Genomic DNA, 12979 nt, shown 5'->3' with positions numbered 1-12979 from the left:
TCAGCCCTTCACCGCTCCGGAGACCAGGCCGCTGGTCATGCGTCCCTGAACGATCAGGAAGAACACGACGACGGGGATCGCCATCAGCGTCGAGCCGGCCATCACGACCGCCCAGTCGGTGGCCTTGGTCGCCTGCACGAAGCTGCGGAGCCAGATGGGCAGCGTCTGCGACTCGGGCCGGGTCATGATCACCAGCGCGAAGACGAACTCGTTCCAGGCCTGGATGAACGCGAAGATGCCGGTGGAGACGAGCCCCGGAGCCAGCAGCGGGAACGTGACCCGCCAGAAGGCCTGGTTCCGGCTGCAGCCGTCGATCATCGCCGCCTCCTCGAGGTCGGCGGGCACCCCGTTGACGAAGCCGCGGAGCGTCCAGATCGTGAACGGCAGCACCATGGCGATGTAGACGGCCGACAGACCGACGATCGTGTTCAGCAGCTGCCACCCGTCGAGCACCCGGAACGTCGAGATGATCATGGCTTCGGCGGGGATCATCTGGATCACGAGGATCGCGATGATGAAGGACTTGCGGGAGCGGAAGCGGTAGCGGGAGACGGCGATCGACGCCAGGAAGGCGAACAGCAGCGCGGTGACGACCGTGAGGATCGTGACGGCGAGCGAGACGCCGAGCGCCGGGAGGAACCCGCCGTCGTTCCACGCCGCGACGAACGAGCGCAGCGTGAACTCGTCCGGCCACAGGTGCGGCGTCTCGCTTCGGACGGCGGAGCCGGGCAGGAAGGCGGTGTTCACCATCCAGTAGACCGGGAAGACCGAGCAGACGAACACGGCGAGCGCCGCGAGATTGAGGAGAAGACGCCGCGCCCGGCGAGTCGTGCGCGCGCTCACAGTTCCTCCTCCGACTTCAGCATCGTGCGGATGTAGGCGGCGGAGATCGCCAGCAGGATGAGCACGAGGATCACTGCGATCGCACCGCCCGACCCGAGATCGCCGGTCGCCATCGAGACGCTGTAGATGTAGACGCCGATCGTGTTCGTGTCGGCTCGGACACCGCCGATCGTCTGCAGCGCGTAGATCTGCGCGAACACGCGCAGATCCCAGATCACCTGCAGGATCAACAGGACGATGAGGATCGACTTCACGTACGGGACGACGATGAGCCGGAAGCGCTGCCACCCGCCCGCACCGTCGAGCGAGGCCGCCTCCATGACCTCGTCGGGCACCTGAGTCAGACCCGCGTAGGTCGAGAAGGCCACGAAGGGGATCGCGCCCCACGTGATGATGATGGCGGCGACCGCGAAGAAGCTCAGCGGATCGCTCAGCCAGCTGTGACCGGTCCAGTCGGTGCCCGTCACCTGAGTGAGGAAGTAGTTGACGAGACCGTAGTCGGTGTCGAAGATCCACCCCCAGACGATCGTGGCGGTGAGCGCCGGCATGGCCCACGCCAGCAGCAGCCCCACCGACACGACGGTGCGCATGACCGACCCGAGCGCCCGCATGAGCAGGGCGATCGACACGCCGAGCACCATCGTGGCGGCCACGCTCACGAGGCAGAGACCGACGCTGCGGCCCAGCACCACCCAGAACTCCGGGTCGGTGAGCACGCTGACGTAGTTGTCGATGCCGATGAAGTCGGCGGGAGCACCGAAGATCTGCTCGCGGCCGTACTTCTGGAACGACATCATCACGAGCTGCACGAGCGGCCAGCCGATGAAGACGACCAGCATGACCAGCGACGGGAGCAGCAGGGCCAGCGGCGTGGCGCTGAACCGGCGGCGGCGAGGTGTGGCCGGGGCCGGCGGCGGACTGCTCGTCGCCGTGAGGGGGAGGGTGGTGGAGGCCGACACGGTCTCGTCCTTCTGTGTGGGGAGTTCCCCCGGGGCGTCCGACGCCCCGGGGGAACGGGATCGGTCAACCGTTGAGGATGGACTCGATCTGGGTGTCGAGCTCGGCGGCCAGCGACGCGATGTCACCGCCGTTGGCGACCTTGACGAAGAAGTCCTGCAGGAGGCCCTTCGCTTCGACGTCGGCCCACTTGGGCGAGGCGGGGGTCAGCTTCGCGTTCGCCGCGGCATCCGCGATGACCGTGGCGAGCTCGGGGGTCGCCGCCGCGACGTTCGCGCCCAGCGACTTCTTGGCCGGCACGAGTCCCGCCTTGGCGAGGATCGTCTGGTACTCGTCGCTCAGCATGATCTCCAGGGCGCTCTTGGCGAGCTCCGGGTGTGCCGACTTCGCGGCGATGCCGACGTTCGAGCCGCCGGCGAACACCTGCGCGGCGCCGCCGTCCTTGCCCGGGAGGGCGAAGTAGCCGAGCGTGTCGGTCAGCGCCGTCTCCTTCTGGTCTTCGTCGGCCACGATCGACCAGTAGGCCCAGCTCGGAACCGAGAGGGTCGCGGCCTTCTCGGTGCGGAACGGCACCCAGGCCTCGGTCTCGTCGCCGTCCTTCGCGGCGAGCGACGCCTTCGTCATGAGCTCCTGCACCTGAGCGATGCCGGCGAGCGAGCCCTCCGACGAGAACTGCGCGTCCCAGCTGCCGTCGTCGTTCTGCACGGCGACCTCGCCGCCGTTCTCCCAGATGAAGGGCAGGGCGTTGTACCAGTCCTTGCCCGGGAAGTAGACGCCGGAGACCCCGTCGAGCGAGTCGGCGAGCGTGACGCCGTTGGAGACGTACTCGTCGAGCGTCGTCGGCACGGCGACGCCGGCCTCCTCGTACTGGGCCGTGTTGTAGAAGACGACGCGGGCGCCCGAGTAGTACGGCGCGGCGTAGAGCTTGCCGTCCCACGAACCGGCCTCGACGAACCCGTCGAGGAGGTCGGAGCCGCCCAGCTGCTCCTGGATGTCGCTGAGGTCGAGGAGCGCCCCCGCCGACGTGAACGCGGCGGCCTGCGTGTTGCCCATCTCGACGATGTCGGGGCTGTCGTTGGAGGACAGGCTCGTGGTCAGCTTGTCCACGAGACCGGTCCATTGCTGCTCTTCGATGACCAGGGTGCTGCCGGGGTTCTCCGCCGCGAACGTCTCGGTGAGGTAGTCGCGCGCTTCCTGCGGGGTGTCGGTGCCGACGAGCCACACGCGCAGCTCTCCCGGCTCCGGCGTGCCCGCGGACGTGGGCGTCGTTGCTCCGCCGCCCGCGCAGCCTGCGAGAACGACAGCCGAAGCGCCGATGAGCGCAAGGGCTCCGAGCTTCTTGTTCATGGTGTCTTCCTTCGTTTTCTCTTGGTGTTCCGGAGGGATGCCGTCCGGGATGGGTGATGCCGGGTGTCAGGAGACGCCGAGGCGTCCTGACAGGACCATGACGGCGGCGCCGCGGAGGACGATGTCCTCGCCTTGCGCCGTCATCCGCACCCGCACGCCGTCGTGGAACTCGGCGAGCGTCCGTGTGCGGAGCGTCTCGACGGTCGCCTGTGCGAGCGCGCCGTCGAGAAGTTCGAGGGGGCCGGAGAGCACGATCTCCGACAGATCGAGTGCGCCGACGATGGGCGCGAGGGCGATGCCGAGGCGTTCGCCGGCGTCGCGCAGGATGCCGTCGACATCCGCGTCGTCTTCCGCGAGGCGCTTCTCGAGAGCCGGCACGGACAGCCACGCCTCGAGGCAGCCCACCTTGCCGCATACGCAGCGGGGGCCGCCGTCGGTGCCCACGGTCACATGGCCGATCTCGCCCGCCGCGAACCGGCTCCCCCGCATCGGCACGCCACCGGACAACAGTCCCGAGCCGACACCGCGACCGACGCGCACGAGAAGCACGTCGTCGGGGGCGCCACCGAAGGTGTATTCGGCGAGCACGGCGGCGTTGGCGTCGTTGGCGACGAGGACGGGGAGGTCGAGCTCGCCCGACAGCGCCCCTTCGACGTCGACCTCGGTCCACGCGAAGTTGGGTGCGGTCAGCACGACGCCGCTGTCGTCGACGATGCCGGGGGTGCCGACGCCGATGCCCAGCACGGGAGCGTGGGCGTCGGCGACGAGGTCGCGGGCGAGCGAGGTGACGACGCTCAGGATCTCCGCCGGGCCGGCGGGGACGGGCACGTCGTGGCGCGCGACGATCTCGCCGTCGAGGGTGAGCACCGCTCCGAGGAACCGGTCAGTGCCGGACAGGTCGAGGCCGACGATCCGGTGCCCTTCGCGGTCGAGGTCGACGAGGATGGCGGGCTTGCCCGGGCCCGACACTTCTCGCAGGCCGCGTTCGATGACGTAGCCGTCGGCGATGAGCTCGCTGATGAGGTCGGAGATGGTCACCCGCGTGAGGCCGGTCTCGCGCGACAGGTCGGCGCGGCTCATGGCCCCCTGGTGAAAGAGGGTCTGGAGCACGAGCGAGCGGTTGTGCGCTCGGGCGTGCTCGGGCAGCACCTTCGTCGCGTGGCGAATGCCACGAGGCGGGAGGGAGCGCACGTCGGATGCCGTCATGTTTGTTAGTAGACCTTACGAACTCCCACCGCGCAACGGCTTCTCGGAATTCGGCAGGATCATTTACAAAACCGTTACATTCGCCGTCGAATCGCGCTGAGCCGCCGATTCTCGGCTCCTTCCCGACCGGCTCGCGTACCATGGGCCCGTGACCGATCCGACCGAGACGACCCCCGAAGCGCCCGCCCCGGCGCTGCAGTGGGCGCCCGCATCGCCCGCGCCGAAGCGCCGTCGATGGGGACTGCGCATCGGCATTCCCGCCGCCGCCGCTACGGTCGGACTCGTGGCGGCATCCCTCGTCCTCATCGCGCCGGGCACCGCGGTCGCCGGTGTGCCCGTCGGCTTCCTCACGGCCGGTGCCGCCAGCGATGCCATCGCACAGCGCCTCGCGAGCACGACCGTCACCCTCGGCGAGGGCGGTCCAAGCGTCACCGGTGCCCAGCTCGGCGCGATCGTGGATGCCGGGACGCTCGCGGGCCAGGCGTATCACGACCGTCCGCTCTGGAACGTCGCACAGTGGTTCGGCGACACGGCCGACGCCGACATCGACCTCGACGCGACCACCGCGACGGCCGCGCTCCAGCAGATCGCGCCCGGATCTTTCACCGCTCCCACCCCCGCCGCGATCGTCTTCGCGGACGACGCGTATACCGTCACGCCCGCCGTCGACGGCCGCGGCATCGACCTCGACGTCGTGACGGCCGCGCTCCAGGACGCGTTCTCGTCGGGTCGCTCCGACATCGTCATCGACGCGACGGTGGTGCCCGTGTCCGCGGCTGCCACCACCGAGAAGGCGCAGGCCGCCGCCGACCGCCTCAACGCGATGCTCGACGAGATCGGGTTCTACGTCGGCGAGGAGCGCACGGTCGCGGTGAGCCCGGCGGATGCCGCGTCGTGGCTCACGATCTCCACCGACGATGCCGGCGAGTTCGTCGTCACCGCCGACGCCGCCCGCATCCAGGAGGTCGTCGACTCACTGGACATCGATCAGAAGGTCGTCGACGGGACGGTCGTGACCAACGCCGCGGGCGACGTCCTCAGCGAGATCGTCGCGGGGCAGGACGGACGCGTCCTCGGCGACACCTCCGGTGTCGCGGCGGCCTTCGCCGCACAGCTCGCCACCGGCTCCGGCGTCTACGCGCTCCCCGTCGCCGTCACGCCGCAGAAGACGACCGAACTCGAGCGGCTCCTCGAGGTCGACCTCAGCAAGCAGCGGCTCTACCTCAAGGAGAACGGCAAGGTCGTCGACACCTGGCTCATCTCCAGCGGACGCCCCGGCGCGGTCACCTACCAGGGGCACTACTCGATCGGCTGGAAGACGGCGTCGCAGGACATGCAGGGCACCGCGCGCGACTCGGGCAAGAAGTACACGCAGGAAGATGTGCCGTGGGTCATGTACTTCAACGGCAACCAGGCGTTCCACGGCGCCTACTGGCACAACAACTTCGGCAACGTCATGAGCGCCGGCTGCGTCAACATGCCGCCCGCGAAGGCCAAGAAGATCTACGACTGGTCGCCGGTGGGCGTCGACGTGTGGATTCACGCCTGAGCCAGCGCCGACAGGCACCACCCGTACATCAGACCGACCCGCACGAAGGCGGCCCGGCATCCTCTCGGATGGCTCGGGCCGCCTTCGTCGTCGCCCTCTCGGGGCGTGCCTGATTACAGGGCGTCGATGACGCCGTTGAGCGTCGCGGACGGCCGCATCACGGCCTCGACCTTCTGCGTGTCGGGGTGGTAGTAGCCGCCGATGTCGACCGGCTTGCCCTGCACGGCGACGAGCTCGGCGACGATCGCCTGCTCGTGTGCGGCGAGGGTCTCCGCGACGGGGGCGAAAGCGGCGGCCAGTTCGGCATCCGCCGTCTGCCGCGCGAGCTCCTGCGCCCAGTACAGCGCGAGGTAGAAGTGGCTGCCCCGGTTGTCGATCGTGCCCAGCGCGCGACCGGGCGACTTGTCCTCTTCGAGGAAGGTGCCGGTGGCTGCGTCGAGCGTGTTGGCGAGGATCTTCGCCTTCGCGTTCCCGGTGTACTCCGACAGGTGCTCGAAGGAGGCCGCGAGCGCGAAGAACTCCCCCAGCGAATCCCAGCGGAGGTAGTCCTCCTCGACGAGCTGCTGGACGTGCTTGGGGGCCGAGCCGCCGGCACCCGTCTCGAACAGTCCGCCGCCGGCCAGGAGCGGCACGATCGAGAGCATCTTGGCGCTCGTGCCGACTTCGAGGATCGGGAACAGGTCGGTGAGGTAGTCGCGCAGCACGTTGCCGGTGACCGAGATGGTGTCGAGGCCGTGACGCATGCGAGCGAGGGTGTAGCGCGTGGCCTCGGCGGGCGACAGGATCGAGATCTCCACGCCGTGCGTGTCGAGCGTGGCGAGAGCCTGGTAGACCTTCGCGATGATCTGGGCGTCGTGTGCGCGGTTGACGTCGAGCCAGAACACGGCGGGCACGCCCGTCGCACGGGCACGACCGACCGCGAGCTTGACCCAGTCGACGACGGGCAGGTACTTCGTCTGCGTCGCGCGCCAGATGTCGCCGGCCTCGACGTCATGCTCGATGACGACCTCGCCCGAGCCGTCGACGATCTGCACGACGCCGGGCGCAGCGATCTCGAAGGTCTTGTCGTGGCTGCCGTACTCCTCGGCCGCCTGCGCCATGAGACCCACGTTCGGGACGGTGCCGATCGTGGCGGGGTCGAGCGGCCCGTTGGCGATCACGTCGTCGATGACGGCCTGGTAGACACCGGCGTAGGACGAATCGGGGATGACGGCGAGCGTGTCGGCCTCGCCGCCGTCGGCGCCCCACAGCTTGCCGCCGTTGCGCACGAGGGCCGGCATCGACGCGTCGACGATGACGTCCGACGGGACGTGGAGGTTGGTGATGCCCTTGTCGCTGTTGACGTAGGACAGGCGCGGACCTTCCTGCAGTCGCGCCAGGAACGCGGCGCGGATCTCCTCGCCGCCATCGACCTCGCCGAGTCCCGCGAGGATCGAGCCGAGGCCGTTGTTCGGCGTGAGGCCTGCCTCGGCGATGCGGTCTCCGAACCGCGCGAACACGTCGGCGAAGAACGCATTCACGACGTGACCGAAGATGATCGGGTCGCTGACCTTCATCATCGTCGCCTTGAGGTGCACCGAGTAGAGCACGTCGTCGGCGGAGGCGGACTCGAGGGTGGCGGCGAGGAAAGCGTCGAGCGCGGCCGCCGAGAGGAAGGTCGCGTCGATGATCTCGCGCGGCAGCACCTTCAGGTTGTCCTTGAGCACCGTCTCGGTGCCGTCGGCGGCGACGTGACGGATGGTCAGCACGTCGTCGTGCGCGGCGACCCAGGACTTCTCGTTGCTGCGGAAGTCGTCGTGGCCCATGGTGGCCACGCGCGTCTTCGAGCCCGCGGGGAACGGCTTGTTGCGGTGCGGGTGCTTGCGCGCGTAGTTCTTCACCGACAGCGGCGCGCGGCGATCGCTGTTGCCCTCGCGCAGCACGGGATTCACCGCCGAGCCCTTGATGCGGTCGTAGCGGGCGCGGATGTCCTTCTCCTCGACCGTCGCTGCCTCGTCGGGGTAGTCGGGGATGTCGTAGCCCTGGGCCTGCAGCTCGGCGATGGCCGCCTTCAGCTGAGGGATGGATGCCGAGATGTTCGGCAGCTTGATGATGTTCGCCTCGGGGAGCGTGGCGAGACCGCCCAGCTCGGCGAGCGCGTCGCCTACCTGCTGCTCGGGCGTGAGCCGCTGCGGGAACGCGGCGAGGATGCGACCGGCGAGCGAGATGTCGCGGGTCTCGAGCTCCACGCCCGCCTGCCCGGCGAACGCGCGGACGATCGGCAGGAACGAGGCCGTCGCAAGCGCGGGCGCCTCGTCGGTGTGCGTGTAGATGATGGTGGAATCGGGCACGGGTGTCTCTCCTGATGAGCGTCGGAACGAGCGACTGAGGGCCTCGCGGCGCCGTGCTCCAGCCTATCGCACGACCCGCGAAGATATCTCGACGTCGAGATATCTCGAGAATCGGGGAGTGCGACACGGCATCCCGCCGGGTAGCCTGGCCCCATGACCGAGCTGCGCCTGGTGGAACTGTCGGCCGCGACCATCGTGGCCGTCAACGCGATGTCGCTCAAGCCCGGTCAGGAGCAGTTCCTCGCACCCACGAGCTACGCTGTCGCGGCGGCGGTCATCAACCCGGCCACCGCGTGGCAGCGGGTGGTCCTCGACGAGAACGAGGTCGTGGGCTTCGTCAGCGCGAACTTCGACCCCGAGGCGCCTCAGGAGCATTTCCGCTCCGTGCTGTGGCGCATCAACGTCGACGCCGACGACCAGGGCCGAGGTGTCGGGCGCTTCGCCGTCGAGCAGCTGCTCGACGAAGCCCGCAGCCGCGACATGGACCACGTCAACGTCATCTACGAAGCCGGTGAAGGGGGCCCCGAGGCGTTCTTCCGCCGCGTCGGCTTCACACCGGTGGATGAGACCGAGTACGGCGAGGTTGTCGCCGAAATTCGGCTCTGACCAGCACTTCCCTCTCCCACCGCCGTGGGATTCCGGCCGGCGGCGAGGCACTCGTATACCCTCCCCCAACGGTGCCTCGCCGCCCTCGGTGCGCCCGGCGATGGCGGGCGCACCTGGCGGCACAACGGAGGAGATCCGCGTATCGGAGGGTGCCTGACCGGCATCCGCCCTCCGTTACGCGGATCTCCTCCGCTACGCCACCTCGCTGCCGCTAGACCAGCGACTCCCGCCAGGCGGCGTGCAGCTGCGCGAACTTGCCCGTTCCCGAGATCAGCACCTCCGGGGAGTCGTCCTCGATGATGCGACCGTGCTCCATGACGAGCACCCGGTCGGCGATCGCGACCGTCGACAAGCGGTGCGCGATGATGATCGCCGTTCGGTCGGCGAGGAGGGTCTGCAACGCGTCCTGGATCTGCCGCTCCGACGGGATGTCGAGGGATGCCGTGGCCTCGTCGAGGATGAGCACCGCCGGATCGGCGAGGAACGCGCGCGCGAACGAGATCAGCTGACGCTGACCTGCCGACACCCGACCACCGCGCTTGTTCACGTCGGTCGCATAGCCGTCGGGCAGTCGCTCGATGAAGTCGTGCGCCCCGACCGCACGCGCCGCGGCGCGGATCTCGTCCATCGTCGCGTCGGGCTTGCCGAGCGCGATGTTGTCGGCGACCGTCCCGCTGAACAGGTACGCCTCTTGCGTGACCATGACGATCGCGCGGCGAAGGTCCTTGGGATGCAGCGACCGCAGGTCGACGTCGTCGAGTGTGACGGCACCCTTCGACGGGTCGTAGAAACGCGACACCAGCTTGGCGAGCGTCGACTTGCCGGCGCCGGTCGTACCGACGAGCGCGATCGTCTGCCCCGCCGGGATGTCCAGCGAGAAGTGCGGCAGGATCGTGCGGTCGTCGGAGTAGCCGAACGTCACGTCGCGGAACTCGATGTGCCCCTTCGCCGTCCACAGATCGACGGGCTTCGCCGGATCGGGCACCGTCGGCTCCTCCTCCAGGACGCCCGACACCTTCTCCAGCGCGGCCGTCGCCGACTGGTAGGAGTTCAGGAAGAACGCGATCTCCTGCAGCGGGGAGAAGAAGTTGCGGACGTAGAGAACTCCGGCGAGCAGGGTGCCCACGAGGATCGTGCCCTCCGCCACGCGGATGCCGCCCCACAGCAGCACGAGCGCGACCGAGATCGACGCGACCGCCATCATGGCCGGCTCGAAGATGCCGAACAGGCGGATCGAGCGGAGGTTCACGTCGCGGTACTGGCTCGACAGGTCGCCGAACTCGTCGTCGTTGCGCGTCTCCTTGCGGAACGCCTTGACGGCACGGATGCCGGTCATGGTCTCGACGAACTTGACGATCACCTTGGCGCTCACGACGCGCGACTCGCGGTACACCCGCTGCGAGTTCAGGTAGAACCACCGCATGACGAACCACAGCGGGATGCCCATCACGAGGAGGATGACGCCGGAGTGCCAGTCGAGCAACAGGAGCGCGATGAGGGTGAACCCGCCGTAGAGCACACCGGAGACGAGCTCGTTGAGTCCGCCGTCGAGCAGCTCGCGGATGGAGTCGAGGTCGCTGGTCTGGCGCGAGATGATCCGGCCCGACGTGTAGGACTCGTGGAACTCCAGACTGAGGCGCTGCGTGTGCAGGAAGATGCGCTTGCGCAGATCGAGCATGACGGCCTGCGTCAAGCGGGCCGCCACGACCGCGTACCACCCGATGAGGGCGGCGCCGCCGATGCCGGCGACGAGGTAGACGAGCACGACGACAGCCGTCGGCATCCAGTCGCCCACGGAGAGCACCTTGGGCAGCGCCTGGTTGATGCCGTAGGCGATGAGCGCGGGGCCAGCCACGCGCAGCGCGGTGGACACGACGAGCACCGTCGCCGCCAGCACGAGTTGCGGCCGCAGCGGCTGCACGAGCGAGCCGAGCAGACGCAGCGAACGCTGACGGATGGCGCGCGATTCTTCGCGCGTGTAGTCGGAGCGGTCTTCGCCGCTGGTTCCGGTGACCGTGGAGCTCACAGGTTCACCTCCCTCTCCCGCTGGCGGGATTGTTCGTCTTCGAGACTCGAGATCACGTGGCGGTAGTGCTCGCTGGAGCGCAGCAGCTCGGAGTGGGTACCCACGGCCGTGATGCGCCCGTCTTCGAGCAGCGCGACCCGGTCGGCGAGCGTCACCGTCGAGGGGCGGTGCGCGACCACGAGCGCGGTGGTCTCGTGCAGCACCTCGCGCAGCGCGTCTTCGACGAGGGCCTCGGTGTCGACGTCGAGCGCCGACAGCGGGTCGTCGAGCACGAGCACCGCGGGGCGGGCGGCGACCGCACGGGCGAGCGCGAGCCGCTGGCGCTGACCGCCCGAGAGCGACAGGCCTTCCTCGCCGATGACCGTGTCGGCACCGTGAGGGAGGTCGTCGACGAACCCGGCCTGGGCGACGGCGAGCGCCTCGCGCATGACGGCTTCGGCCTCCTCGCTGCCGACCTCGAGGTCTTCCCTGCCGAGCAGCACGTTCTCACGGACGGTCTGCGAGAAGAGCGTGGCGTCTTCGAAGGCCATGCCGACGACCGTGCGCAGCTTCTTCAGCGGCAGGTCGCGCACGTCGATCCCGTCGACGGCGACCCGGCCCTGCGTCACGTCGTAGAGGCGCGCGGGCAGGGTCGTGAGCGTGGTCTTGCCCGAACCGGTGAGCCCCACGAGCGCCATCGTCTCGCCCGGGAGAAGGGCGAGGTCGATGCCGTCGAGCAGGTCGCGCTCGGTGTCGGCCGCGTCCTGGTAGCGGAAGTGGACACCCTCGAAGGTGAGCGCGCCACGGGAGACGGCGGCGTCGACCGGGCTCTCGGGGTCGACGATGGTGTTCTCCTCGTCGAAGACCTCGAAGATGCGGTCGGTGGCCGTGCGCGCGTCGAGCAGGAACGAGAACAGGAAGCCGATGGACTCCATCGGCCAGCGCAGCACGGTGGCCATCGCGAAGAACGCGACGAGCTCCGCGATCTGCAGCTGGTCGGTCTGGATCAACAGGATGCCGACGCCCAGGCACAGCGCGAACGCGATGTCCGGGAGCAGTACGAGCCAGAACCAGATCCAGCCGATCGCGCGCGCCTTGCTCAGCTCGGTCTCGCGCAGCGTCTCGGCCTGGCGGGTGAACTTCACCAGCGCGTGCTTGCCGCGCCCGAACGCCTTGAGCACGCGGATGCCGTGGACGGACTCCTCGACCGACGTCGCGAGGTCGCCCGCCTGGTCCTGGCTCTGCCGGGCGAGGGTGCCGTAGGTCTTCTCGAACCGGTAGCCGGCGTACCACAGCGGCGCGCACACGACGAGGAAGGTCGCGCCCAGCAGCCAGTGCCAGCGGAACAGGAGCACCGCGCCGACGAGGATCGTGAGCATGTTGACCACGAGCAGCACGAGGCCGAACGCCATCCAGCGGCGCATCATGCTGATGTCCTGCATCATGCGGCTGAGGAGCTGCCCCGACTGCCACTTGTCGTGGAAGGAGACGGGCAGGCGCTGCAGCCGCTCGTAGAAGCCGGTGCGCAGGTCGTACTCGACCTTGGTCGCGGGGGCCATCACGAAGTAGCGGCGAGCCCACACCATGAGTGCCTCGAGGAGGCCGAGCACCAGCACGGCGCCGGCGCCCCACGCGAGCTGCGTGAGGTCTCCCGAAGCGATGGGGCCCGCGACGACGACCTCGAGCACGAGCGGGATGGCGAGGGCCAGCAGGCTCGCGATGAGCGCGCTGACGGCACCCAGCACGAGCCGAGGCAGCACCGGTTTGGCGTACGGGTAGAGGCGGGCGAGCGCCCGCAAAGTGGAAAGTCGCGGAGTCGCGGAGGGTCTCTCGGTGGAAGAGGTCATGATCCTTGTGGGGTGGTGGAGCGGATGCCGGAGTCGGCGGAGAGGCGTAGGCGCGCGGAAAGGCGGTTCGTCACCGTGACGAACGTAACGCGGGGTGGAGACACTGCCTTCCCGAAGGAGGGCGTGCTCCGCGTGAGGCGGAGCGGGGCGTCAGGCCCGGTCGCGTCCGGCGACGGCGAGAGAGGACGGCTTCGTGATGACGATGGCCTGGGACATGATTCCTCCTCGGGTCGGTGACAGGGACGCCGCCACATCGTGCGAACGACGCGACAGCCCTCCAGCCTATGCC

9 protein-coding genes are annotated in these 12979 nt (G+C 68.9%); 2 read left to right on the top strand and 7 right to left on the bottom strand.

The window, feature by feature from the left end:
• From P0Y48_00255 to P0Y48_00240, 4 genes are all read right to left on the bottom strand, one after another.
• Positions 1-843: a carbohydrate ABC transporter permease gene (locus P0Y48_00255; GenBank protein ID WEK13676.1), complete on the bottom strand. Its 843-nt coding sequence runs from the start codon at positions 841-843 to the stop codon at positions 1-3.
• Complete coding sequence (locus tag P0Y48_00250) at positions 840-1802, bottom strand: sugar ABC transporter permease (protein WEK13675.1); 963 nt, start codon at positions 1800-1802, stop codon at positions 840-842. The genes P0Y48_00255 and P0Y48_00250 overlap by 4 nt, the downstream gene beginning before the upstream one ends.
• Before the next feature lie 64 nt (positions 1803-1866).
• A complete protein-coding gene (locus P0Y48_00245) occupies positions 1867-3147 on the bottom strand; it encodes an extracellular solute-binding protein (protein WEK13674.1) in 1281 nt (426 codons plus the stop codon).
• A gap of 66 nt (positions 3148-3213) precedes the next feature.
• Complete coding sequence (locus tag P0Y48_00240; GenBank protein WEK13673.1) at positions 3214-4353, bottom strand: ROK family transcriptional regulator; 1140 nt, start codon at positions 4351-4353, stop codon at positions 3214-3216.
• A 148-nt stretch (positions 4354-4501) separates the two neighbouring features.
• Between P0Y48_00240 and P0Y48_00235 the strand changes: the two genes are divergently transcribed.
• Complete coding sequence (locus tag P0Y48_00235; protein WEK13672.1) at positions 4502-5902, top strand: L,D-transpeptidase family protein; 1401 nt, start codon at positions 4502-4504, stop codon at positions 5900-5902.
• Between the two features lie 113 nt (positions 5903-6015).
• On the opposite strand, the gene P0Y48_00230 is transcribed toward P0Y48_00235, so the two are convergent.
• A complete protein-coding gene (locus P0Y48_00230) occupies positions 6016-8232 on the bottom strand; it encodes an NADP-dependent isocitrate dehydrogenase (GenBank protein WEK13671.1) in 2217 nt (738 codons plus the stop codon).
• A 153-nt stretch (positions 8233-8385) separates the two neighbouring features.
• Between P0Y48_00230 and P0Y48_00225 the strand changes: the two genes are divergently transcribed.
• Positions 8386-8838 carry a GNAT family N-acetyltransferase gene (locus tag P0Y48_00225; GenBank protein ID WEK13670.1) on the top strand — a complete coding sequence of 151 codons (453 nt, stop codon included), beginning with the start codon at positions 8386-8388 and terminating at the stop codon, positions 8836-8838.
• A 211-nt stretch (positions 8839-9049) separates the two neighbouring features.
• On the opposite strand, the gene P0Y48_00220 is transcribed toward P0Y48_00225, so the two are convergent.
• Together P0Y48_00220 and P0Y48_00215 are read right to left on the bottom strand one after the other, a co-directional pair.
• Complete coding sequence (locus tag P0Y48_00220; protein ID WEK13669.1) at positions 9050-10864, bottom strand: ABC transporter ATP-binding protein; 1815 nt, start codon at positions 10862-10864, stop codon at positions 9050-9052.
• Complete coding sequence (locus tag P0Y48_00215) at positions 10861-12690, bottom strand: ABC transporter ATP-binding protein (protein ID WEK13668.1); 1830 nt, start codon at positions 12688-12690, stop codon at positions 10861-10863. Before P0Y48_00215 ends, P0Y48_00220 begins: the two co-directional genes overlap by 4 nt.
• Positions 12691-12979: the final 289 nt, after the last annotated feature.

Source organism: Candidatus Microbacterium phytovorans (genome assembly GCA_029202445.1).
GTDB classification, from domain to species: domain Bacteria; phylum Actinomycetota; class Actinomycetes; order Actinomycetales; family Microbacteriaceae; genus Microbacterium; species Microbacterium phytovorans.
Note: the sequence above shows the minus strand (reverse complement) of the source record. Positions and strands in the feature narration are given on the sequence as shown.